Raw genomic sequence first — 24455 nt, forward strand, 5'->3', positions numbered from 1 at the left:
AAGGAATTCCAGAATGACGGAACACAACAATGACCCTCGTCTCGACACGACTCGCGAAATTCGCGCACCGCATGGTACGGCTTTACGTGCTAAATCTTGGTTAACAGAAGCACCACTACGTATGTTGATGAACAACCTAGATCCAGATGTGGCAGAACACCCACATGCTCTGGTTGTGTACGGTGGTATTGGCCGTGCAGCTCGTGATTGGAAATGTTATGACAAGATTGTCGAAGTATTAGAACGTCTAGAAGATGACCAAACTCTACTTGTTCAATCAGGGAAACCTGTAGGCGTATTCCCGACCCACAAAAATGCACCTCGTGTACTGATTGCCAACTCCAACCTTGTTCCACATTGGGCAAACTGGGAACACTTCAACGAGCTCGATAAAGAAGGCTTGATGATGTATGGACAAATGACAGCAGGTAGCTGGATCTACATTGGCTCACAAGGCATTGTTCAAGGTACTTATGAAACGTTTGTTGCTATCGCGAAAAAGCACTTCCAAGGCGAAGCAAATGGTAAGTGGGTTCTAACGGGCGGTCTTGGCGGAATGGGGGGGGCTCAGCCTCTTGCTGCGACAATGGCAGGTTTCTCAATGATTGCGGTTGAGTGTGATGAATCTCGAATCGATTACCGTCTACGCACTGGCTATGTTGACAAGAAAGCCACCAGCTTAGATGAAGCAATGGCTATGATTAAAGAGTCAGACACGCCTATTTCTGTTGGTCTATTAGGTAACGCGGCAGATGTATTTCCAGAACTGGTTGAACGCAATATCACTCCCGATGTGGTTACTGATCAAACCTCTGCCCACGATCCACTGAACGGCTACTTGCCTCAAGGTTGGACGATGGAGAAAGCCGCACAAGAACGTTTGATTGATGAAGCAAAAGTCGTGAAGGCAGCTAAACAATCCATGGCTGTTCAAGTACAAGCAATGCTAGACCTTCAGTACCGCGGTGCTGCGACCGTAGATTACGGTAACAACATTCGCCAAATGGCACTGGAAGAAGGTGTCGAGAATGCATTTGATTTCCCAGGCTTCGTTCCTGCGTATATTCGTCCTCTGTTCTGTGAAGGCATCGGCCCATTCCGTTGGGCTGCCCTTTCTGGCGACCCTGAAGACATCTATAAAACAGACCAAAAAGTAAAAGAACTGATCCCCGATAACCCACATCTGCACAACTGGCTGGATATGGCACGTGAACGCATCCAATTCCAAGGTCTGCCAGCTCGTATCTGTTGGGTTGGCTTAAAAGATCGTGAACGTTTGGGTCAAGCATTCAATGAAATGGTTAAAAATGGCGAACTGAAAGCACCAGTTGTTATCGGTCGTGACCACCTAGACTCAGGTTCAGTCGCAAGTCCTAACCGTGAAACAGAAGACATGATGGATGGATCAGACGCTGTATCAGATTGGCCTCTGCTAAATGCTCTGCTAAATACAGCAGGCGGCGCAACTTGGGTTTCTCTGCACCACGGTGGTGGTGTTGGAATGGGCTTCTCACAACACTCGGGTATGGTGATTTGTTGTGACGGCAGTGAAGATGCATCGCAACGTATTGCTCGTGTACTTCACAATGATCCGGCAACCGGTGTTATGCGTCATGCAGATGCAGGCTACGATATAGCCAAGCAATGTGCTAAAGAACAAAAGCTTGATTTACCTATGCTTAACGACGAACTGCGTCATCTTTAATGTCTGGAGAAAACATGTTGAATTTATTAATTAAACCAGGACAGCTCGGCCTACCTGAACTTCGCAAAGTGAGTCGCAGCCCTGTGAGCTTGTCACTCGATCCAGCAGCAATTCCTGACATTGAAGCAAGTACACGCGTTGTAGAGCAAGTGATTGCAGAAGATCGCACTGTGTATGGCATCAATACAGGCTTTGGCTTGTTGGCAAACACCAAAATTGCGCCTGAAGATCTGGAAGTTCTACAAAAAAGTATCGTACTTTCTCATGCGGCTGGCATAGGCAAATTCATGTCTGATGAAACCGTGCGTTTGATGATGGTACTAAAAATTAATAGCTTGTCTCGTGGCTATTCAGGTATTCGACTGAAGGTAATTAATGCTCTAATCGATCTAGTGAATGCACAAGTTTATCCTTGTGTTCCACAAAAAGGCTCAGTAGGTGCCTCTGGTGACCTTGCTCCACTAGCGCACATGAGTACAGTGCTATTGGGTGAAGGCCAAGCACGACACAACGGCAAGGTAGTCACCGGCTTAGAAGCAATGAAAATCGCAGGTCTAGAACCAATAACACTAGCACCTAAAGAAGGTTTAGCTCTGTTAAATGGTACTCAAGCGTCCACAGCATTCGCATTAGAAGGCCTATTCGCTGCGGAAGATTTGTTCGCGTCTGCAACGGTATGTGGTGCTATGTCTGTTGAAGCCGCACTAGGTAGCCGTCGTCCGTTTGACCCTAGAGTCCATCGTGTTCGTGGTCACCGTGGCCAAATGGATGCAGCTCTGGCTTACCGTCATATGCTTGATCAAAATAGCGAGATTGGCGAGTCACATACTAGCTGTGAAAAAGTTCAAGACCCGTACTCACTACGCTGTCAGCCCCAAGTTATGGGGGCATGTTTACAACAAATCCGTAACTCTGCGGAGACCCTAAATGTTGAAGCGAACTCTGTATCCGATAACCCACTGGTTTTTGCTGAAGATGGCGACATCATTTCAGGCGGCAACTTCCATGCAGAACCAGTCGCAATGGCTGCGGATAATCTCGCTCTTGCGATTGCAGAGATAGGTAGCCTTTCAGAGCGAAGAATGGCACTGCTTATCGATAGCGCATTAAGTAAACTGCCACCTTTCTTAGTTGATAATGGTGGTGTGAACTCAGGTTTCATGATTGCTCAAGTGACCTCTGCTGCGCTGGCAAGTGAAAACAAAACACTTGCACACCCAGCTTCAATCGACAGTTTACCGACTTCGGCAAACCAGGAAGATCACGTATCAATGGCAACATTTGCGGGACGTCGTCTTCGATACATGGCTGAAAACACACGTGGCATATTGGCAGTCGAATACTTGGCCGCTGCACAAGGTCTAGACTTCAGAGCGCCGAACCTATCATCACCTCGTGTAGAAGAAGCGAAACAAATCCTTCGAGAAAAAGTCAGCTTCTATGACAAAGACCGCTACTTTTCACCAGATATTGAACAAGCAAATCTATTATTAAAGTTGTCAGCACACAACCACCTAATGCCTGAAGGTATTCTGTGTAGCTTCTAGGAGCTATTGAAAACCCAATAACACGTCACATATACAAGGGCTATTAATTAGCCCTTGTTGCATTGAGCCAAGACAAACCCTCCACCCAAAATCGTCACATACCATCCAACATTTCCATCTAATCCATTGATATTTATGAAAAGTTAACTGGATAGACCATTAGATAGAAGTTAGTTAGCTATAATCCACACCAGATTTGATGACTAATAGCGATACTATGTTTCTGACACCTTACTTTTCTACTGAAGACAATGAATTTCAATTCACTCGTGAACAAGCTAGCCACTTTGCAAAAAAAGTAGCTGCTGACTTCAACCCAATTCACGATGAAGACAATAAACGCTTTTGCGTACCTGGTGATCTTTTGTTTGCAGTACTTCTGCAAAAAGAAGGCATTAGCCAAAAAATGCGTTTTGATTTTTCAGGCATGGTTGGTAATGGTATTGCGCTAAGCATTGACAAAAAATGTGAAAGAGAAAGCTCATTAGTTGATGAAAAAGGCAAAGAATACCTCCACATGTCATGTGAAGGTGAAAAGAGTCACGATCAAGCATTCATCGAGCACGTGGTAACAAACTACGTTAAGTTTTCAGGCATGAACTTCCCGCACATCATGGTGCCTCTAATGGAAGAACAGCAAATGATGATCAACTGCCAACGCCCTCTTGTGATTTATGAGAGCATGGAAGTTGAATTTGTTCGCCTAGACCTAACCAACCCAGAAGTTGAGTTTTCTGGTGCGACTTTTGATGTTGAAGGCAAACGCGGCATCGTAACCCTGAACTTCGATTTCAAAGAAAACGGTGAAGTAGTAGGTAAAGGCGTAAAACGCATGGTAGCAAGTGGCCTTAAGCCATACGACCAAGCTTCTGTAGACGACCTAGTAAACCGCTTCAACGAGCGTAAAGAGATGTTTTTAGCTCAGTTCGCAGCCGCTGCTTAATCAGCTCTAGAACAAGATCAATAAAGCCCAGCTTGATAATCTCAAGCTGGGCTTTATTATTTCGGTTACTAGGCCACTAAAGCCTGCACTCAAATTAGCACTAAACCCAACGCCTAACCTTTTGTTTGTAATCAACATATTCTGCGCCGAATAATTGTTCTAGTGCTCGCTCTTCGGGTTTGATTTGGAAGTAATTCATGTAGATTACGAAGCCAAAGCTAAGCAGTACACTGAAGATATTCTGGAAGAAGTAGCCAAAGCAAAACAGTAGGATGAATAGCCCTAAGTACATTGGGTTTCGGGTGTAGCCGAAAATGCCGCTGTCCACTACTGCAGAGGCGGTTTCTACTTTAATCGGGTTAACGGTGGTTTTCTGTTTTCGAAATTCCCATATACCGGATAATCCGACCACGCCACTCAGTGCAATTCCGATCACCAGAACAATGATCTTATAAGGCAATACTATTGCCCCTACACTCAGGTGCTGAGCACTAAAATAAGACGCGACGAATACTAGTATAAATAGAGCAACCGGTGGGACTTTCAACTCTAGAAATCTCATAGCTTTCCTTATTAACAATTCCATTGTTAGTTTAGAAAAAGCCCAGCAATTGCTGGGCTAAATGTATTAAAGAATTTTTGCGAGCGCTTGTAATGGGTGGGCAAGCTTCTCACCCTCAAAACGCTTCACTTGGCTTCGGCAGGAATACCCCGTCACTAAGCAACGCTCTTTCGGTAAGTCTTGGATCCTTGGCTTCCAACTTAGACCGTATATGTCTTTCGACATTTGTAGCTTATCGACTTCGTGCCCGAAGGTGCCCGCCATACCACAGCAACCGACAGGAACGCTGGTAAGTGCAGCGCCAAAGTGTTTGAAGATAGCGCCCCACTCTTTTTCAGCATTCGGCATTTTGGTTTTCTCAGTACAGTGGGCGAACAAGTACCACATTTCCTCACTTGTAGAACGCGCTTCAAAGTCACCGAGCGATGGCATTAACCATTCATGCACAGTAAGCACATCAAAGTCGCCGCGCTTATCACCTAAGATCTCGACGTATTCATCGCGGTAACAAAGCACAAGAGCAGGATCGACACCCACTAAAGGAATACCAATATCCGCCACCATCGACAAGAAATCAGACGTCGATTTGGCTTCACGAGCAAAACGACTTAAGAAGCCTTTGATGTGCAGTGCTTTACCATTTGGCTTAAACGGCAGTAATACTGGAGTTTTACCAAGCTTTTGAGCCAGAGTGACGAAGTCTTCAATCACCTCTGCATCATAGAAGCTGGTAAACGGGTCTTGAACGATGAGCACATGCTGTTTCTTCTGTTCAGAAGACAAGCCTTCTAAATACTGTAGGTCGAAGAGTTGCAGCTTTTTACTTGCCAGACGACTTTTTAGCGTAGGCACAGACATCAGCGGTGCATCAACATAACCGACCGTTTTAGCTGTTGCCGTTTGGATCCACTTTTGACCCAATGTAGCGTTGACTACTTTTGGCGCTTTCGCCATCAGCGGCAGCATGGTTTCAATATTGGCGACTAAATAGTCTTTTGCTGGGCGCTGGTAACGCGAGTAGTAGATGTTTAAGAATCGAGAACGGAAACTTGGAACATCGACTTTAATCGGACATTGACTCGCACACGCTTTACACGCCAAACAACCGTTCATCGCTTCATAAACTTCATGCGAGAAGTCGTACTCATGACGTTTGTTCATCGTGTTACGAACACGTTCCACCATGGTTTTAACCGGAGTATTGTCCTTCAGCGCTTCTTGCTCTAAATCAAGAATATCGACGCCTTGCTCCGTCAGCTGACGCAACCATTCTCTCACGAGGCCTGCACGGCCTTTTGGTGAGTGACGACGGTCTGCCGTGACTTTCATCGAAGGACACATTGGCGAGCTCGTATCGTAGTTGAAACACAAACCGTTACCGTTACACTCCATCGCTTGCTTAAAGCTATCACGAACTTGTACGTCAATCTGACGATCATAAAAGCCACGTTTGGTATCAGTCACTTTTACCAATTCAGCATCACTGTCTAATGGCGTACAGATCTTGCCCGGGTTCATCTTGTTGTGTGGGTCGAATGCGGCTTTAACACGTCTTAATTCGGTAAACAGCTCTTCACCAAAGAAGTCAGGACCATATTCAGAACGAAAGCCTTTACCGTGTTCACCCCACATTAAGCCGCCGTATTTCGCCACCAGCTTAACCACTTCATCAGAAACTTCGTGCATCAATGCTTCTTGCATCGGGTCACACAAATCTAAAGCAGGGCGAACGTGCAGTACGCCCGCGTCAACGTGACCAAACATGCCGTAGTTCAGCTCTTTTGAATCGAGTAACACTCTAAATTCAGAGATAAAATCCGCCAAGTTTTCCGGTGGTACACAGGTATCTTCAGCAAAAGCGACCGGCTTAGCTCGACCTTTTGCTGCACCTAATAGACCCACCGCTTTTTTACGCATGTTGTAGATTCGGCCAATGCTCGCTAAGTCGCTGCACACTTGGTAGCCAATCACACCCGCGTCTTCGGTTTCTACCATGGTTTCAAGTTGTGCAGTCAGCGCTTGAACTTGTTGTTCAACTTCCGCTTCATCTTGGCCAGCAAACTCAACCATGTTGATGCCAAGCATCTCTTTATTTGGCACATCCATCAGCAGGTCGCTCACGGTGTGCCAAACAATATCTTGCTTCGCAAGATTCAATACTCTTGAATCAACGGTTTCAACAGACAGTGCTTTCGCTTCAACCATGAACGGCGCATTACGCAACGCAGAGTCAAACGTGTTGTATTTCACGTTAACCAGTGTTCGAGCTTTTGGAATTGGCGTTAAATTTAGTTTTGCTTCAGTAATGAATGCGAGTGAACCTTCGGCACCGCATAAAACGCGAGTCAGGTCAAAGCTGTCATCTTGTTCGTTGATTGCATTCTTTAGATCATAGCCTGTTAAAAAGCGATTCAACGGGGGGAATTTATTTAGGATTTGAGCACGTTTTTTACGACAAACAGCCTCAGTCACCGCAAGTGCATGGTGAGCAAATTCACCCTCAACGGGTAAGCCGTTTGATAAATCAGATTCTAGACATGAACCATCTGCGAACACTGCTTGCAGCGACAACACATGATCAGAGGTTTTCCCGTACTTGAGTGACCCTTGGCCAGAGGCATCGGTATTAACCATGCCACCTATAGTTGCTCGGTTACTCGTTGAAAGATCTGGAGAAAAAAAGTAACCGTAGGGACGCACAGCATCGTTCAATTGGTCTTTAACGACGCCAGACTGAACTCTTACCCAGCCTTCGTTTTCGTTAATCTCAAGAACCTTATTCATATATCGTGATAGGTCAACCACCACGCCTTTTGTTAATGACTGTCCGTTTGTGCCAGTACCACCGCCGCGAGGAGAAAAAGTCACTCGTTCGTAAGCGGATTTAGAACCTACTTTGCCGATCAATGCAACGTCGTGCGTTGTCTTAGGAAGAATGACAGCCTGTGGCAATTGCTGATAGACACTGTTATCAGTCGCCGCGGCCAAACGGCTAGAATATTGAGATTCAATGTCGCCAGTAAAGCCCACTGTTTTTAAATCATCTAAAAAGCGTACGACTACTGGGTCCACATCAGCATTGAGTTGAAGTCTTGGTAACATTTGCTTCCTGCCCCTACTTCGCTGATCCTATCAGCATTGGGTTATTTGAGATTTTAGTAATTTTCTTTGAATTTCGTCACTTTACTACTATTAAGATCATATAAAAAGGTGCTCAAATAAGAATCTCAGTGCAAGAATAGAGAAATAATCACTTTTGTCTTAATTCAGTAGTAATATATTGAATAACATTTTGTTTAAGGCACTTCACGAGCACATCACAATGAAAAAAAACAAAACAGTCACAACTGAAGATATTCTTCTTAAGCTATGCCAATCAGTCTCCAGCGTACTCACTTCAGCGACGGCTTCTCAAGTGTCCTATTCAGCCATGGTTCAAAAAATCAATAAAACGAGTTTGAAACCTGACTTCGGCTGTTTCGTCTTATTTGACGGTGGTTTTTCCGGTCTTGTTGTTATCAATTTTACGTCAAAAGCGGCATTAGAGATCTATGCCAATTATATGCGTAACATGGGGATGCCTGAAGAAGAACTTGCTGTTCTCCATACTTCGGACGAAGTTGGTGATGTATTGGGAGAATTAATGAATCAATTAGTCGGCGACTTTACGAATAAAATCCGTAAAGAACTGCAAACTAACATCACGCAGAACCAACCTAAAATGCTGGCGCTTAACAAGCAAGTTAACCTTTCTGTAGACACCAACCTAGATCGTCCACAAGCGCGCCGTGTAACTTTCTCAACCGAAAAGAACAATATTTTCTATCTTGAATTAGCCATGGATAAGACAGAATTCATCCAATTGGAAGAATTTGAAATCGCTGAGGACGAATGTCCAGATAGCATTCTTGAAACTACTCAGAAAAATATGCAAGGAGCAAACAAATCCACTCAAAGCTCAGGCAACGATTCTGCAGCGGATCTACTCGATGAACTCGGGATCTAATTCCACAAAGCCCTAGTCGTTCTGATAAATAACCTCACTAACGCCATCAATACGCTGATGGCGTTTTTATTTTTCAAAAACAACTTTACCTCTACTTCACAACCAGACCTATAGGTTTATATGTGAGTTTTAACTTTCTGTTGCCTGTCAAAACATGTAAAATGTCGGACTTTTAAAAATTTGCGGTAATGATTAAGTAGTCGATGGATAAGAAAAAAGCCCTAAAGAAAATTGCCAAGTGTCTTGAGCTTGGAAATTCTGCGAACGTCAATGAAGCTGCCAATGCGATAAAAATGGCGCACAGCTTGATGCTGAAATATGGTCTCGAAAAAGACGATATTGAATTTATCAAGATGGGAAAAACTCAATCCAGTCATCTGTTACCTGCAAATATCAGCTCTACACTGCTGCGTGTTATTCGTGGTATCAACACCAAATTTGGTGTTGAAGCCGTGTTACTGAATCACAAAGGCCTCAAGCGTGTTGAGTTCATTGGTGAAGCCGATCGCGCTATCTTCGCAGCTTTTGCGTTTGATATTGTTTACCGAGAACTGAATGAGCACACGGGCCAATTTAGAAATAGCTTCGCTGGCTCAGGAACCGGGTCATTAGAGGTTACACGTCGTGTGAACTCGTTTGTTTCAGGTTGGGTTGAAGGAGCGCTTGAGAAGCTACCTACTATTACCCCCGACGATGAATCAAACAACAAGATCAATAACTACATTGATAAAGAATTCAAAAATATCGACCGCGAAACTTTTAAGCAACAACTGAGAGAAGCGATGAAAAACCTCACCGCAGATTATGAAGTTGGCTTGAAGAAAGGTCGTAAATTGTCTGTAAATCGACCAGTTTCCGGTGCTCAGACACCTAAAAAGATCACTAAATCGTAGAGCGGCTTTACATTACCTCAACGTATTGATAAAAACACCAATAGTATTTACAGAACTATGGTTGTCATTCACATCCATTCGTTTGACAGAGGTACATAATGGAGAAAGTACGTTGAAAAAAATCACTCTAGCCCTGGCGCTTACTGTCGCCTTAACAGGTTGTCAGGCAACGCAACGTCAAAACGCGACAACTGGCGAGTCTGAGACTAACTCAGCAACTCAAGGCGCCCTAATCGGTGCTATCGCAGGAGCCGTTGCAGGAGCTGTTACCGGTGACGATTCTAAAGATCGCCGCAAGCGGGCTTTAATTGGTGCTGCAGGCGGAGCTGCCGTTGGCGGAAGTGTTGGTTACTACTTTGACCAACAAGAAGCCGCACTTCGTGAAGAGCTAATGAACTCAGGAGTTCAAGTACAGCGTGTAGGTGAGAACCAACTTCTACTCCGTCTAGAGAACGGCATCGGTTTTGATTCCAGTTCTTACGCTTTGCAGTCTAGCATTCACAACACGCTGCGCGGCGTCGCTCGCATCTTAGTTGAATACCCAGACACTAGCCTAGTAATTGAAGGTCACACTGACAGCACTGGCAGTGAATCGACTAACCAAATACTTTCCGAGCGTCGCGCAGAATCCGTTCGTTCATTCTTGGTCTCTCAAAATGTAGCGACAGGTCGTTCTATTGCTCGTGGTAACGGTGAGCGCTACCCTCTTTGTGACAACAAAACCTCTCAAGGTCGTGCTTGTAACCGTCGCGTAGAAATTCAAATCTTGCCACTTAAGTAGCACGATTAAGCCCAGCTCGTCTTTATCTATTGAATTAACCATTATATAGTTTAGTTGCTTGTCAGTCGTGTTACTTATTCAAAGTAATACGACTAACCAACAATCATAAATGTATTCATATTGAACTATCGACTCTGGGCTTTTTACGAGACTTATCTTTTGCTTACCTTATCCAACTTGCTGCCGTCGTCATTTCTTAGAACTCTATTTCTAGCCCTCATCTTTTCCACGATACAGTTATCAATCACACATTTCGTTTATGCTGAAAGGAGTAGTGAGTTGTTACTAGAATCACAACCTCAAGATCCAGTATCTCAATACCAGTTAGCTCAAGCTTATGAGTCGGGGATCGACCTCCCTCTTAGCACCAGCGACGCATTTTATTGGTATACGCAATCAGCAGATAATGGCAATTCAGATGCGCAATTTAGATTGGGAGAGTTGTACTTAGCAGGTACAGGCGTAGAACAAAACAACAAGCTTGCTCTGAAATGGTTAATCAAAGCAGCGCTGCAAGGTAACCAACGAGCGCCAATCGAAATCGCCAAACTCTACGAGTCCTCACTTGAGAAAGCACAACTCCAACCATTAGATGCTGCACTGATATGGTATGAAGCAGCCTTACCAGACAATCCTGACGCACAAGATGGATACAACCGGGTTCTGGAAGCACAATTCAACCAACAACGCGCAAAGCAGATTTCTTCGATTGAGAAGCTCAATGACAGCATCGACTCTGAAATAGACACCAGTCAGGGGTTATCTCAGCAAGTACAATCTAACCAAGCCTCACGCTCTAACCTCTCCAGTTCTAACCAAACGAATTCAGACTATCTGATTGGCACAACCTTAGCCGTGTTGATTTCAATTATCAGCATCATTGCGACGTTCGTTATCTCAAGAAAAAGACAAGCTCTAAAGTCGGGTGATTCGCGACTGCAACAACAATCATTTGAAGCGCGGCTTAGCTCGAAGGACCTGACGATTAAGCAGCAAAAAAGACAACTGCACGCAATGCTTACTGAACTAAAGAAACAGAAAAATTCAAAGGACATACAAAAAATACAAGTGGCTTGCGCTTTATTCGGATATACACCGAACTCTATTCCTGAACAGAGAAGTGTAAAAACTAGATACAAACAACTATCAAAAATATACCATCCTGACGCTAGCGGGTGCGACGAAGAAATGAAACGCTTGAACAATGCACTAAAAACCCTACTACAAAATGTTACAAAATAGTAAAAAAGAACACTAATCAAATTTACAAAGTCACAAATATACCGATTTTATTAGTGTGGCAATCGATCCCCCTCTCAAAAACAGGTAACAAACTATTAACTAATAGGTCTTACTTGTGTCATAATTTGCGCCGAAAATACACCTGGCGTATACAGGTGAGGAGAGAATATGTTCACAATAGAAGGCGTTTGTGATTGGTGCAAAAAGCCAAGCCTAGTAAAAAAGCACGACTACCTAGATGGTAAGTGTCATCATGCATGTAAAGAGTGCAATGATATTGCAACCATTGATGTTCGCCAATTCAATATTGGTGAAATGGAAATGAGAGCGAAACTCTCCCAAGCGACACTGAGATAAGTAACACCTCTGAAATATAAGAAAGCGCCTAAGGCGCTTTTTTTGTGCCTGCGGTTTTAGACCTTCTCTCTTCTCTCTTCTCTCTTCTCTCTTCTCTCTTCTATACAGGTGTATACAGTACTTTTCTGTCAAAACCACTGTATACACCTGTATAAAGCTCACATTTTTTTCAACTTATGAGACAAGACAGCAAATTCATTCGAATTTAATTTATCTAATAATTTCAATAGTTTAATCATATTCCATCCACAATTCTAAACAGAATCGTCCAATAATCCCGCAAAAAACGCTTGATCTTATAAGCAATCAAAACTACTGTATACACATACAGCATGTATATAAGGACAGCAAAATGATTCAAGCACACGTTAAAGCACAACACTCTAGCCCGCTAGTTCACTGCGCATTTACATCAGTTTCTCGTAAAAGCAAAAATTCAAACGAGGAAGCGTTGTTTGCAAGAATGGCGTTGCTGTCCAATCAACATCAGTGGTTACTGTTTACCGCTCAAACACCAAGACCATCAGCTAAACAGCTTAAGCAACATAATGTTTGCTGCGACCGCGTTATTCATATGAAAGCCTCTCATCAAATGACTGAGGTAGAAACTGTTGAGAAAGCAATCCGTTCTAAGAATGCGAGCGCGATTGTTGCAAGTGCATCGATTGACCAGTTCAGCCAACAGTACCTAAGAACACTAGGGTTACGCTTTCAATGTGAAGTCTTCTTTATGGATGCAAATTCAGAGCGTATTCACTAAGAGCGTATTCACTAAACCACCTTGCTTAGCCTTTTAGCTAGCAAACATAGCTTAACCTTTGAGCTCACAAACATAGAGCCAAAACAAAGTCCAAATATACTGCCTTCCCCGCCCTACAATTCGCCAATTTTTTAGCGGATTGTTAGGCGGGGGTTTTTATTTAAACAACAGACTTAGCAATCGTTTGCTTTTTCTCTGGAAGCAAATAGTAGATTGGGTATAATGCCCGTCTAATCATGTGCACACCGCACTTCTCTGTATGACGTTTGATAAAAGATAGGAATGTCTAAATGAGCCTTGCTGATCAAGTTCTTGCCGTAAATGATGACCTACCAATCCGTACTGATAAACCTGTCCACAGTGGCAAGGTTCGTTCGGTCTACTGGTTAACTGAAGAAGATAGCCAACGACTAATTAAAGAGAAAGGCTACGATGTAGCACCAGATGCGCCTTTAGCAATCATGGTGATCAGTGACCGTATCTCTGCATTTGATTGTATCTGGCGTGGTGAAGGGAATCTTAAAGGTGTTCCAGGTAAGGGAGCGGCTCTGAATGCTATCTCTAACCACTGGTTCAAATTGTTTAAAGACAACGGACTTGCTGACAGTCATATTCTTGATATCCCTCACCCGTTCGTATGGATTGTACAGAAAGCTCGCCCAGTCATGATCGAGGCGATTTGCCGTCAATACATCACAGGTTCAATGTGGCGTGCGTACGCGAACGGCGAACGTGAATTCTGTGGTATCGAGATGCCTGAAGGCCTTGAGAAAGACAAGAAGTTGCCTGAGCTACTGATCACGCCTTCAACAAAAGGAATTCTGAAAGGTATTCCTGGCGTTCCAGAAGCTGACGATGTGAACATCACTCGTAACAACATCGAAGATAACTTTGCAGCCTTCAACTTTACTCAAGCAAGCGACATCGCGCATTACGAAAAACTTCTTAAAGAAGGCTTCAACGTAATCAGCCAAGCGCTAGCAAAAGTAGATCAAACCTTTGTTGATACCAAATTTGAGTTTGGCTACGTCAACGATGCTCAAGGCAAAGAAAAACTTATCTACATGGACGAAGTTGGTACTCCAGATTCATCGCGTATCTGGGATACTCAGGAATACAACAACGGCAACATCGTTGAGAACTCAAAAGAAGGTTTCCGTCAGTTCTTGCTTAACTACTTCCCTGATGCAGACATCTTGTTAAACAAAGAACGTATGCCAGAGCGTGAAGCATTGGCTCATGATAATGAACTTCCACTTGATTCGCTAATGTCTCTGTCTCGCACTTACCTTGATATCGCAGCGAAAATCACAGGTGCAGAGATCGTACTGAGCGAAAATCCTAAGCAAGAGATCATTGATGTACTGCGCGCTGACTATGGTCTAATCGACTAGTCGCTTAATTGCTTAATCTCAAAATAAAAAGCTAGAACGCTAATAAGCTCGTAGACACAAGTTTTAGATACTAAAAGGGCCTCAATATTGAGGCCCTTTTTACGTGTACGTTCTACTATTCCTGAGAGAGGTTGTAGACGAACTGAAGTTACAGCCTAATCGTAAACTCTTCTCCAGAATTAACCGCAAGCACTAAATGACTACGCGATTCGATATACTCTATCTGCTCTTCTTCAAGAGAATATGGCATCACAACTTTGAGTTCATTTATTCCTTCTAGCTTGGCAAGCTTGAGCAAAGTGACAATGTTTGACTCATCACTTTTACGCGTAGACATTGATTTCAATGCCATCTGCCATAAGCGATCTTCTGGGCTTGCTAGCTCTTTAATGCTATCGCGCCAGACAGTACTGAATACTGGGGCAATGGTGGTAAGTGCTTCCAGGAAAGTCCATTTTTTACTGCATGAGGCGCCAAGAAATGTTGTGTAATCAAATTCTACACGCGTCTCTTTCTGTTTATCCATGATGTCCCCCGACACTTTGGCAACACAATATACTCAATATCCACCAACTTCTTTTATATAGCAATAGGATATAGAAGAATGGTCTTTTATGACCTTTTGATTGGTTAAAAATGCATATAAAAATCAAGTTTGTAACAAAATACGCACTGATAAATCACATATGCGCCTATTTGATTAATATTTTAGAGATAAAACTTATCTAAGCTATTTTATATCGATAATACGGCTCGCTTTTTTATATTGAATACGCCATCCTGACCATGTTGGTAGTTCCCAACGTTTTGGCGATAACTTGCGACCACCCGATTGATAATGCACGTAAATCAGCTTTCTTCCGGGGAAGTATTCAACATCAAGCTGCAAATCAGCAAGGCTCAAAGAAAACGGATATTTTTCTGAAAACTCTGAATAAAGCCAAGTTGGGATGCCTTCAAAGGGAATATCTGACTGTTCGAACATTTCTAGCTCGCTAATGTCAGTAACCCCTAAGACTTCAAGTTGCTCTATAAACCATCCCTCAAAACTCAATTGCTCAATCTCTGGGGTATTGTGTATTTTCTCATCGAGCCCAAGTCTCACGTACAACTGCCAATGCTTGATCTCTTGAGTGCGAAGTTCTGCAAAACCGGGAAGCTGAGCACCGCTGACTACGAGGTCTACGATAGGCTTCAATGACAATTGACCTTCAGCCGCCACGAGTTTAGTCATAATAGGGCGGCCGGCATAGAGCAACGCGACCTCGGTAAAAACGCCATCATCATTCACAACGGTTTCACCTTGCCCCCACTCTCCTAGTTCAGCATCAATGATAAGCTCAAGAGGAATTGGGGCCGTGACCGTCGCTAGGGTCAGTGTTTGCTTAACGCCTCTTCCCGGCAAGCTGTGGGTATCAAGCACCAACATAGCTTGTGCATTATCAGGGAAACGACTCTGACGACCGAGTACCACCTCTAACATGCCATTAGCAAAGGCTTCTTTTCTTTTAAGTCGGCGTACAAACACCAGTTCAGGATGCAGATTTACAATGGTCTTGAGCAGTTCAATACGTTGGAAACGTGACGCGACTTCTAACTGAGGAAGTTCAAACACCTCACGCATTTGCTTTGCCAGTCCTTGTGCTTCATTCAGTGCCTGTTGATCGATTTCTAAATGCGGATAATCGCGACCACGAACGATCTGAATTAACAGGCTTAGATCGCACCCTTCTTTCTCTTGCTGAGCGAGCGCTTCCAAATGTTCTGCATTGGTTGGTAACTGATACAAGCGAGCCGGAACGGACAGCGCCGCCGTGAGATCCACCATGGCTTCTTTAAGTGCTTTGGTTTTAATTCGCGTGACAATATCGGCATACAAAGCATCAATCGGCAGCGGGTAGAGCTTTTTGCCGTGCTCAGTGATTTGATGGTCGGTATTAATCGCTTCCATCATCAACAAGGTTTGTGTTGCGCTGTTTAACGACTTCTCGGGGATTGGATCAAGAAAAGATAAGCTCTCGATCGAGTTGCCACAACATGCCGCGGCCAACATAGGTTCGGTTAATTCTTCGCGTTGCAATTCGGGCGGTGTCACTAACTCCAACGCTGCATGCTCACCATACAGACGCACACAAACACCATCCATCACCCTGCCCGCACGGCCAGCTCGTTGTTTGGCACTGGCTCGTGATATGGATTTAAGCATCAGTGTGGTTCTGCCATTACGCTGAACGGTGCGCCTTTCTAATCCCGAATCGATCACCACACCAATGTCAGGAATGGTTAATGACGTTTCTGCAACGTTGGTCGCAAGAATGACCTTTCTCAGGGTATTTCCTTCAACATTGATATTACGACCCGATAACGCTGAATCTCGCTCTTTATCACTGACCGACGCATGCAATTTAACAACTTGGATATCTGGATTTTTCGCTAAGGCTTGTTCGCATTGCACGATCTCTTTTTTACCCGGCAGAAAAACCAACATATCGCCAGAAGAAGCGATCAGCTGATGATTCACTTCTTCCGCAATACGCTGCTCTAGATGTCGAATATCAGGCAGTGTTCTGGATTCGTTCGCTCGGTGCTCTATCTCAACTTGATAAGTTCGCCCTTCACAGTTTATGCGATTCGCATCCAAATAATGAGCAAGGCGTTCCCCCTCAATGGTTGCTGATGTGATCACCAAACGATGACTCGCTTTTTGTTTCAGAATCGCCACCAGCAGATCAATGTCCCAACGTCTCTCGTGAAATTCATCCACCACGATCACATCAAAGTTAGCCAATCCATCTTCTGATAACCAACGCAGCGCGATACCGGGCGTCACAAAAACGACGCTAGTTTGCTCGTTGTATTCCGACTCAAGCTTAATCGCATAGCCCACTTTGCTACCCAACTTCTCGCCCGATTGTTGCGCTAAATATTTAGCGAGTGACGTACAAGCGATTCGTCTTGGTTCAACAACCAACACTCGCCCATGCGCTGATGCCCAAACTGGTAAGCGTGTTGATTTACCCGACCCGGTTTCAGCTTCGACAACAAGGTGAGAATTAGAGATCTGTTCATGGAAAGTCTTTTGATAAGAATCGATAGGCAGTGATGACATACAGAAGGTAACTAATGAAAAACGGTGAGCAAAGTATAACGAATTATGACGTTAGAATTCGAAAAGTGTGGGACATAATTAAGAATATCATTTTGTTTGCTAAGATCTCGGAGAAACTATTTACAATTGAATAACTAAACCGTTATCATTTTTCAGTTACCCTTTCTCCCATATTAGGCATCCAATGAACAACGATAAACGCCCTCTATATATACCTTATGCTGGTCCTGCTCTACTAAGTACTCCTCTTCTAAACAAAGGCAGCGCATTCTCAGCTCAAGAACGTAGTTCTTTCAACCTTGAAGGCTTGTTACCGGAAACAACCGAAACAATTCAAGAGCAAGTTGAACGTGCTTACAAGCAATATTGCAACTTCGAAAGCGATATGGATAAGCATATCTACCTGCGTAATATCCAAGACACAAATGAAACGCTCTTTTATCGTTTAGTTCAAAACCACATCTCTGAAATGATGCCTATCATTTACACGCCAACAGTTGGCGCAGCATGTGAGAACTTTTCAAATATTTACCGTCGTGGTCGTGGCTTGTTTATCTCATATCCGAACCGCGATCGCATCGATGATCTACTGAATAATGCAACCAACCACAACGTAAAAGTTATCGTGGTAACTGATGGTGAGCGTATTCTTGGTTTGGGAGACCAAGGGATCGGTGGTATGGGTATTCCAATTGGTAAACTCGCACTTTATACAGCTTGTGGCGGCATCAGCCCAGCTTATATGCTACCAATCGTGCTTGATGTTGGTACTAACAACCCTCAACGTCTTGCAGACCCTATGTATATGGGTTGGCGTCACCCTCGTATCACAGGGGCTGATTACGATGCATTCGTTGAAGAGTTCATCCAAGCCGTTCAACGCCGTTGGCCTGATGCATTAGTACAATTCGAAGATTTCGCTCAAAAGAATGCAATGCCATTGCTTGAGCGCTATAAAGACCGCATCTGTTGTTTCAACGATGACATCCAAGGTACAGCAGCCGTCACTGTAGGTTCTCTACTTGCAGCATGTAAAGCCGCAAACAGCAAACTTTCAGAACAGCGTATTACCTTCTTAGGTGCAGGCTCTGCCGGGTGTGGTATCGCTGAAGCGATCATCGCGCAAATGGTATCTGAAGGTATCAGTGATGCTCAAGCTCGTTCTCAAGTGTACATGGTTGATCGTTGGGGCCTGCTACAAGAAGGCATGCAAAACCTACTTGATTTCCAACAACGCTTAGTTCAAACCAATGCGAATACTAAAGGTTGGGAAAGTGATAGCTCAGGCTTCTCACTACTGGATGTTGTTCGTCACGCAAAACCAACCGTTCTTGTTGGCGTATCTGGTGCTCCGGGTCTATTCAGTAAGGAAGTCATCCAAGAGATGAATCTACACTGTGAACGCCCTATTGTGTTCCCACTGTCTAACCCAACTAGCCGTGTTGAAGCAACACCAAACGACATCATTCGTTGGACTGATGGAAAAGCATTGGTAGCAACGGGTAGCCCATTTGAGCCAGTAACTCATAACGGCACAACTTACCCAATTGCTCAGTGTAACAATAGCTACATCTTCCCAGGGATCGGCCTTGGGGTACTTGCTGTGAATGCGTCACGCATCACTGACGAAATGCTAATGGAATCGAGTCGTGCGCTTGCAACGTGCTCTCCACTCGCAATCAATGGTTCAGGTGCTCTACTTCCACCATTGGAAGAGATCCATACCGTATCTAAGAAGATTGCTCTCGCTGTTGGTAAAAAAGCGATTGAACAAGGTGTAGCTCTAGAGATCACCGACGAAGCACTACAACAAGCCATTGACCAACACTTCTGGCAGCCGGTTTACCGTCGCTACAAGCGCACCGCATTCTAATAAAAATTGTTACGCTTCTAATCAAAGCCTCTGTAATCACAGGGGCTTTTTCTTTACACAGTCTTGTCTTTTTAACTGATTTTTCTCATTTTTATTTGGTATTATCGAACACTAAAAATTTAATGTTCAACCAAAGGGCCATACCGAGAGTGAAATTCGATTCTCACGTTTACCGTACCTACTTACTAAAAGCTTACCAAAAACTACAAGGGTTTATGTTTGGCGCCTTCCTCGTATTCTTGGTAAGCTGCGCTGCAATTATTGCTATCGATTATTGGGTTTCATGGCAAGCAGAAGATCGCATCATTTACGATATTGATGAAGTACCTGAGCGCGAAGTTGCGGTTGTCCTCGGCACCAGTAAATATTTAGGTCGAACGCTCAACGATTATTATAAATACCGAATTGAAGCCGCTATCGAGTTGTTCAATCGTGAAAAGGTGAATCAATTTTTACTGAGTGGCGATAACGCTCACCGTTCTTACAATGAACCTTGGACGATGAAACGAGACTTATTGAAAGCCGGTATTCCTGATGAACGAATCAATCTAGATTACGCTGGATTTAGGACATTAGACTCAATTGTTCGTGCAAAAAAAATATTCGACACAGATAACTTCCTGATCATCACTCAAAAGTTTCACTGTGAAAGAGCGCTATTTATCGCTAATTCTTATGATATACACGCAAAGTGTTTAGCGGTTTCTGGACCAACTCATCACTCGGGAATGACCATACGCTTACGTGAAGTGTTTGCCCGCACCAAAGCGTTTCTTGACCTATACATTATTGGGACCACACCTAAATTTCTTGGCCCGAAAGAGCCAATTCAACTAAATCCAAAACAAGAATCATCACCTATCCCTCCGCCTATTGCAGGACCAGCAGAGACTGATGTGTAGAAAACTACACATTTTTAATTTGTTACCTCACACTTCCCCACTGTTACACAAAAACACACCAACACTCCTTTATTAACTTAAGTAACATTATCCCAACAAAGCCCACCCCTACATCGAGTCAATGCATTAGCACTGTATAGCTTGAAACAAGATAATTCGAAAACTATATACCTCGAAAAAATAAGAAGCATCGCTCTTTGGGTCAGGTGCACCAATAAAACGAGGATAAACAAAAGGAGCGCCTTATGACGGCACTTGTTACTACACTGAAACACTGGCTGTTTACACGCAACAGCATGATCTTAATTGGTAATTTCTCGCTATTTGCGTTATTGCTCAACACCTTGCCTTTCGAAGCTCAAGTGAATACAGGTCTAAGTATTCTCGTATTTGTCGCGATTTTATGGTTAACCGAAGCCATTCACGTCAGCATCACAGCTTTGCTCATTCCACTTTTGGCTGTCTTGTTTGGTGTTTTCAACACATCGGCTGCATTGTCTAACTTTTCCAACCCGATCATCTTTCTGTTTATGGGGGGGTTTGCTCTTGCGGCGGCACTCAACAAACAAGAACTAGATAAAGCGATTGCTGATAAGGTGCTTCTAATAGCAAAGGGGAAAATGTCTGTCGCCGTCTTCATGTTATTTGGCGTAAGTGCTGGGTTATCAATGTGGATCTCAAACACAGCCACCACTGCAATGATGCTTCCCCTTGTTCTTGGCATCATGAATAAAGTTGACCAAAGTGAAGACCGCAATACGTATGTGTTCGTGCTTCTGGGTATCGCCTATTGCGCATCCATTGGTGGTATTGCAACTTTAGTCGGCAGTCCTCCAAATGCAATCGCAGCAGCGGAAGTTGGCTTGAGTTTTACTGAGTGGATGGAACTGGGTCTACCGATCTCAATGATCTTGCTTCCAATCGCGATGGTCATCCTATATGCGATGACTAAACCTAAGCTAAACCACAAGTTTGAGTTAGACCACGCTCCTGTAGAGTGGACAAATAGTAAGAAAATCACTCTATCTATCTTCCTCTTAACCGTTACGCTTTGGATATTTGGAAAGCCAATCAACGCAATGATTGGCGGGTTCTCTAAATTTGATAGCTTGGTTGCAATTGGTGCGATTGTACTGCTTGGTGCTTCTAGAGTTGTTGATTGGAAAGATGTCGAGAAATCAACGGATTGGGGTGTACTTATTCTGTTCGGCGGTGGTATCTGCTTAAGTAATGTTCTTAAAGAGACTGGTACCAGTGTCTTCTTAGCACACTCACTCAGTGGCTTCTTGGAAACGGCTGGCGTGCTTCTCACAATTCTTGCTGTAGTTGCTTTTGTTGTATTCCTGACTGAATTTGCGAGTAACACCGCAAGTGCCGCACTGCTTGTCCCTTTATTTGCGACTATTGCTGAAGCTCTTGGTATGTCACCCGTTATTTTATCAGCGTTGATCGCCGTAGCTGCGTCTTGTGCCTTTATGTTACCAGTTGCAACACCGCCTAACGCAATCGTGTTTGCCTCTGGTCATATCAAACAAAAAGAGATGATGCGAATCGGTATGGTGTTAAACCTAGTTTGTATCTTAGTACTTACGTTGTTCGCTTGGATTTTCTGGTAAACATTCAATGTTTAAAGAGTCGACCTGATAGGTCAATACTTATAGGAATGCTCTAAAAATTGGTTGCAGTTCCCCCGGCTCACCAATATAAAAAATGCCACACGTTACATATGTACGTGTGGCTTATAAACTAACTAAAACAATTTTCAGATTAGTGACTCAAGATCACCTGATTTCGCCCCGAATGTTTCGCTTGATACAAAGCCTCATCTGCACGAGCAATCGTCTCCGACCCCTTTTCTTGCTTCATTTCCGCAACGCCAATACTGCAAGTCAGAGGATCACCATGCACCCAAAGATGCTGACTAACCAAAAATCGGACTTTCTCAGCCTTCCTCTGTGCTTCATCAGCATCAGTATCAGGACAGAAAACGATGAATTCCTCACCGCCCCACCTCACTAGCTTATCAGTGTCACATATCGAACTGCCGACCACCATTCCGAACTCTCGTAAAACATGATCCCCCATTTGATGTCCGTATTTATCATTCACACTCTTAAAGTAGTCCAGATCGAGGTACAAGATACTCAACTTTCCGTGGCCTCGCTTAACGTGTTGAGACTGCATTTTCAGCCACTCACGAACGGCATGCCGATTTAAGGTCCCAGTCAATTCATCACGATGAGCTAATTCTGAAAACTCTAAATTCTGATCTCGAAGCGCTTGGTTAAGACTTTTAAGATGAAGGTGTCTTTTCTCCACTATCAACATACGCTTTCTTGAACGATGCAGTTCTGAAACTAAAAATGCCGTACCAGTACAAACCCAAATAAACAGCAGAATCATAAATAGGCTCTCTGTTGAAATAGACGAACCTTCAAATTCAATGCTGCGTATCACGATTCGATGATGGCCGATTTTCGCTCCAGAACCCGTCGCAAACTCAACCATGTTAACGTTCGAATACTCTGGTAAGGAATGCTCAAGATCAATATTGTTATCGGAAAGCCACCATGTCATGACTTGTAGGTTGTTGATGGGAATTTCAATAACTCCACCATCCACGCCAGGCGAAAATTCCATTCCGTTGTACTTATGCGTGTACTCGTCATCAGGAACAGAGTAAGCCGGATTATAATTTCTCAAATACGTTCTTAAACGAGCACTAGAACCTTCGTCTGTATGATAATCAATATTCACTCTAAAGGTATGGTACTGGGAAAGATCAAGGCCAACGGTGATGTCTGGATTGATACGAATCGATAGGCCGCAATATGGCCAAGGGTACTCCGACACCTTCAGTTCACAATCGAGGATGTATTGCTTGTCTTCAAATGAGATTTTAGAGGTACTAACGCCCATGTGGATTTGATCACTGGTCGCGATAAATTCGTATTTTTCAGGGGTAATAGAAGTGATTAAACGATTTCCGTTCACTCGGTAATATTGCATAATCGCAAGTGTCGCAATAACTAAAAAGATGACTATTTTATGGATCCACTTCACTTCTAAGTTTCCGGCTTACTGCTTCTAAAATATAAAACTAATGGTATAAGAATTCAGAAGACCATTAATTTTGCGACAATTTATAACTAATAGTTCATCTACAAACGTTATATCACGCGTGAACAAAATGTCATACTATAATTTATAAATGGAATTTTTTATCAGTTACCCACCATGATAATCAAATAATCTTACGTATAAAAACGGACTCTATTTGTTATACTCAGCGCATAATCATCGTTAACCGTGGCGCCTGCTTACAGAGCGTCCGAGTCGACGAAATAATAATCAAAATACAACGAGTAATGTCATGTCTTTATTAGCAAAAGGAACACTCAAGAAGATGAGTGCTTCGCTCGATGGTGCGGTGACCTACCGTCTACCTGTCGGTGAAGAGTTTGTGGAGCTAAACCCTCTGATTGGTAAAACCATTAATCTCACTCACACGGGTAATATTTTTTGCTGTTCGTGTGGTAAGAAAACCAAAAAAAGCTATTCTCAAGGCCACTGCTTCGTCTGCATGAAAAAGCTCGCTAGCTGTGATATGTGTATTATGAAACCAGAGACGTGCCACTATGATCAAGGAACGTGCCGTGAACCTGAATGGGGCGAAGCAAACTGCATGGTTGATCACTTCGTCTATCTTTCGAACACTTCAAGCCTTAAGGTTGGTATCACTCGTCATACTCAGATCCCCACTCGCTGGATCGATCAAGGTGCCACTCAAGGCTTACCAATCTTGAAAGTGAAAACACGTCAGATTTCTGGCCTGATCGAAGTTGAGTTAGCAAAGCACATTGCTGACAAAACCAACTGGCGCACATTGCTAAAAGGCGACGGTGACGATATGGAGTTGCTAGAAAAAGCCAAACAACTCTTGCCATTAGTTGAGGATACAATCCAAGAGATCAAAGCTAAGTTTGGTGACGATGCTATCGAGATTCTGAGCGAAAACATCACTTCACTGAGCTACCCAGTTGAGCAGCACCCAGTGAAGATTGTGTCGCATAACTTTGATAAGAATCCTGAGGTGACAGGTGTACTTCAAGGCATTAAAGGCCAATACCTAATCCTAGATACGGGCGTGATTAACATCCGTAAATTTGGCTCTTACGAAGTGGAAGTATCAGCTTAATCATTTGCTAACACGAGACGAAGTCTTTCTTAACTTTAGCTCTCAGTAAATTAAGTGTTGAACAACTCACAACCAGTACATGCACAGTCGGTGTGGCTATTGTTAAATCAATAAGCTCAATGAAATAAAAAGAGCATACTCCCTACTCAATACTATTGAGGCAAGTATGCTCTTTTCTAATTC

At 43.6% G+C, this 24455-nt stretch carries 19 protein-coding genes; 14 read left to right on the top strand and 5 right to left on the bottom strand.

Annotated elements, in window-relative coordinates:
- Positions 1–13 precede the first annotated feature (13 nt).
- The 3 genes from hutU to OCV24_RS08325 all read left to right on the top strand — a co-directional run bounded on the left by hutU (position 14) and on the right by OCV24_RS08325 (position 4195).
- Positions 14–1705: a urocanate hydratase gene (gene hutU, locus OCV24_RS08315; protein WP_150877946.1), complete on the top strand. Its 1692-nt coding sequence runs from the start codon at positions 14–16 to the stop codon at positions 1703–1705.
- Positions 1706–1719: 14 nt separating this feature from the next.
- The gene (gene hutH / locus OCV24_RS08320; RefSeq protein WP_017055187.1) at positions 1720–3252 is read left to right on the top strand and encodes a histidine ammonia-lyase; all 1533 of its coding nucleotides are present in this window, start codon (positions 1720–1722) and stop codon (positions 3250–3252) included.
- 217 nt (positions 3253–3469) lie between these two features.
- Positions 3470–4195: a DUF3581 domain-containing protein gene (locus tag OCV24_RS08325; RefSeq protein WP_137032284.1), complete on the top strand. Its 726-nt coding sequence runs from the start codon at positions 3470–3472 to the stop codon at positions 4193–4195.
- A gap of 100 nt (positions 4196–4295) precedes the next feature.
- On the opposite strand, the gene OCV24_RS08330 is transcribed toward OCV24_RS08325, so the two are convergent.
- Both OCV24_RS08330 and ydiJ read right to left on the bottom strand, forming a co-directional pair.
- Positions 4296–4757, bottom strand: coding sequence for a methyltransferase family protein (locus OCV24_RS08330; RefSeq protein WP_150877944.1), 462 nt, complete (start codon positions 4755–4757; stop codon positions 4296–4298).
- Positions 4758–4823: 66 nt separating this feature from the next.
- Entirely contained in the window at positions 4824–7859 is a 3036-nt protein-coding gene (ydiJ, locus tag OCV24_RS08335; RefSeq protein ID WP_150877942.1) for a D-2-hydroxyglutarate dehydrogenase YdiJ, read from the bottom strand.
- 220 nt (positions 7860–8079) lie between these two features.
- On the opposite strand from ydiJ, the gene OCV24_RS08340 reads away from it, so the two are divergent.
- From OCV24_RS08340 to OCV24_RS08370, 7 genes are all read left to right on the top strand, one after another.
- Entirely contained in the window at positions 8080–8763 is a 684-nt protein-coding gene (locus OCV24_RS08340; protein WP_046222846.1) for a DUF3334 family protein, read from the top strand.
- Positions 8764–8966: 203 nt separating this feature from the next.
- Positions 8967–9656: a DUF2786 domain-containing protein gene (locus tag OCV24_RS08345; RefSeq protein ID WP_017055181.1), complete on the top strand. Its 690-nt coding sequence runs from the start codon at positions 8967–8969 to the stop codon at positions 9654–9656.
- Positions 9657–9768: 112 nt separating this feature from the next.
- The gene (locus OCV24_RS08350) at positions 9769–10437 is read left to right on the top strand and encodes an OmpA family protein (RefSeq protein WP_150877941.1); all 669 of its coding nucleotides are present in this window, start codon (positions 9769–9771) and stop codon (positions 10435–10437) included.
- Between the two features lie 159 nt (positions 10438–10596).
- Positions 10597–11679, top strand: coding sequence for a tetratricopeptide repeat protein (locus OCV24_RS08355; RefSeq protein WP_150877939.1), 1083 nt, complete (start codon positions 10597–10599; stop codon positions 11677–11679).
- Between the two features lie 168 nt (positions 11680–11847).
- Complete coding sequence (locus OCV24_RS08360; protein WP_004733419.1) at positions 11848–12036, top strand: hypothetical protein; 189 nt, start codon at positions 11848–11850, stop codon at positions 12034–12036.
- A gap of 352 nt (positions 12037–12388) precedes the next feature.
- Positions 12389–12796, top strand: coding sequence for a SulA-like leucine-rich domain-containing protein (locus OCV24_RS08365; protein ID WP_017055178.1), 408 nt, complete (start codon positions 12389–12391; stop codon positions 12794–12796).
- Positions 12797–13086: 290 nt separating this feature from the next.
- Positions 13087–14190, top strand: coding sequence for a phosphoribosylaminoimidazolesuccinocarboxamide synthase (locus OCV24_RS08370; RefSeq protein ID WP_150877937.1), 1104 nt, complete (start codon positions 13087–13089; stop codon positions 14188–14190).
- Between the two features lie 148 nt (positions 14191–14338).
- Here the strand turns inward: OCV24_RS08370 and OCV24_RS08375 are convergent, their stop codons facing one another.
- Positions 14339–14716: a hypothetical protein gene (locus OCV24_RS08375; protein ID WP_017055176.1), complete on the bottom strand. Its 378-nt coding sequence runs from the start codon at positions 14714–14716 to the stop codon at positions 14339–14341.
- A gap of 204 nt (positions 14717–14920) precedes the next feature.
- Entirely contained in the window at positions 14921–17299 is a 2379-nt protein-coding gene (locus OCV24_RS08380) for a helicase-related protein (protein ID WP_150877935.1), read from the bottom strand.
- Between the two features lie 184 nt (positions 17300–17483).
- On the opposite strand from OCV24_RS08380, the gene OCV24_RS08385 reads away from it, so the two are divergent.
- The 3 genes from OCV24_RS08385 (at position 17484) to OCV24_RS08395 (ending at position 21690) form a co-directional block, all read left to right on the top strand.
- Positions 17484–19172, top strand: coding sequence for an NAD-dependent malic enzyme (locus OCV24_RS08385; protein ID WP_017055173.1), 1689 nt, complete (start codon positions 17484–17486; stop codon positions 19170–19172).
- Positions 19173–19321: 149 nt separating this feature from the next.
- The gene (locus OCV24_RS08390) at positions 19322–20074 is read left to right on the top strand and encodes a SanA/YdcF family protein (RefSeq protein ID WP_136996977.1); all 753 of its coding nucleotides are present in this window, start codon (positions 19322–19324) and stop codon (positions 20072–20074) included.
- A gap of 245 nt (positions 20075–20319) precedes the next feature.
- Positions 20320–21690 carry an SLC13 family permease gene (locus tag OCV24_RS08395; RefSeq protein ID WP_046222837.1) on the top strand — a complete coding sequence of 457 codons (1371 nt, stop codon included), beginning with the start codon at positions 20320–20322 and terminating at the stop codon, positions 21688–21690.
- Between the two features lie 151 nt (positions 21691–21841).
- Here the strand turns inward: OCV24_RS08395 and OCV24_RS08400 are convergent, their stop codons facing one another.
- Complete coding sequence (locus OCV24_RS08400) at positions 21842–23137, bottom strand: GGDEF domain-containing protein (protein ID WP_046222836.1); 1296 nt, start codon at positions 23135–23137, stop codon at positions 21842–21844.
- Positions 23138–23447: 310 nt separating this feature from the next.
- On the opposite strand from OCV24_RS08400, the gene OCV24_RS08405 reads away from it, so the two are divergent.
- Positions 23448–24272 carry a DUF2797 domain-containing protein gene (locus tag OCV24_RS08405; RefSeq protein WP_146442017.1) on the top strand — a complete coding sequence of 275 codons (825 nt, stop codon included), beginning with the start codon at positions 23448–23450 and terminating at the stop codon, positions 24270–24272.
- Positions 24273–24455: the final 183 nt, after the last annotated feature.

It is taken from the genome of Vibrio kanaloae (assembly GCF_024347535.1).
GTDB lineage: Bacteria > Pseudomonadota > Gammaproteobacteria > Enterobacterales > Vibrionaceae > Vibrio > Vibrio kanaloae.

What these genes read in the sequence shown, in the direction of transcription:
- hutU (WP_150877946.1), top strand. Translation starts at nt 14, where the DNA reads ATGACGGAACACAACAATGACCCTCGTCTCGACACGACTCGCGAAATT.
- hutH (WP_017055187.1), top strand. Translation starts at nt 1,720, where the DNA reads ATGTTGAATTTATTAATTAAACCAGGACAGCTCGGCCTACCTGAACTT.
- OCV24_RS08325 (WP_137032284.1), top strand. Translation starts at nt 3,470, where the DNA reads ATGTTTCTGACACCTTACTTTTCTACTGAAGACAATGAATTTCAATTC.
- OCV24_RS08330 (WP_150877944.1), bottom strand. Translation starts at nt 4,757, where the DNA reads ATGAGATTTCTAGAGTTGAAAGTCCCACCGGTTGCTCTATTTATACTA.
- ydiJ (WP_150877942.1), bottom strand. Translation starts at nt 7,859, where the DNA reads ATGTTACCAAGACTTCAACTCAATGCTGATGTGGACCCAGTAGTCGTA.
- OCV24_RS08340 (WP_046222846.1), top strand. Translation starts at nt 8,080, where the DNA reads ATGAAAAAAAACAAAACAGTCACAACTGAAGATATTCTTCTTAAGCTA.
- OCV24_RS08345 (WP_017055181.1), top strand. Translation starts at nt 8,967, where the DNA reads ATGGATAAGAAAAAAGCCCTAAAGAAAATTGCCAAGTGTCTTGAGCTT.
- OCV24_RS08360 (WP_004733419.1), top strand. Translation starts at nt 11,848, where the DNA reads ATGTTCACAATAGAAGGCGTTTGTGATTGGTGCAAAAAGCCAAGCCTA.
- OCV24_RS08365 (WP_017055178.1), top strand. Translation starts at nt 12,389, where the DNA reads ATGATTCAAGCACACGTTAAAGCACAACACTCTAGCCCGCTAGTTCAC.
- OCV24_RS08370 (WP_150877937.1), top strand. Translation starts at nt 13,087, where the DNA reads ATGAGCCTTGCTGATCAAGTTCTTGCCGTAAATGATGACCTACCAATC.
- OCV24_RS08375 (WP_017055176.1), bottom strand. Translation starts at nt 14,716, where the DNA reads ATGGATAAACAGAAAGAGACGCGTGTAGAATTTGATTACACAACATTT.
- OCV24_RS08380 (WP_150877935.1), bottom strand. Translation starts at nt 17,299, where the DNA reads ATGTCATCACTGCCTATCGATTCTTATCAAAAGACTTTCCATGAACAG.
- OCV24_RS08385 (WP_017055173.1), top strand. Translation starts at nt 17,484, where the DNA reads ATGAACAACGATAAACGCCCTCTATATATACCTTATGCTGGTCCTGCT.
- OCV24_RS08395 (WP_046222837.1), top strand. Translation starts at nt 20,320, where the DNA reads ATGACGGCACTTGTTACTACACTGAAACACTGGCTGTTTACACGCAAC.
- OCV24_RS08405 (WP_146442017.1), top strand. Translation starts at nt 23,448, where the DNA reads ATGTCTTTATTAGCAAAAGGAACACTCAAGAAGATGAGTGCTTCGCTC.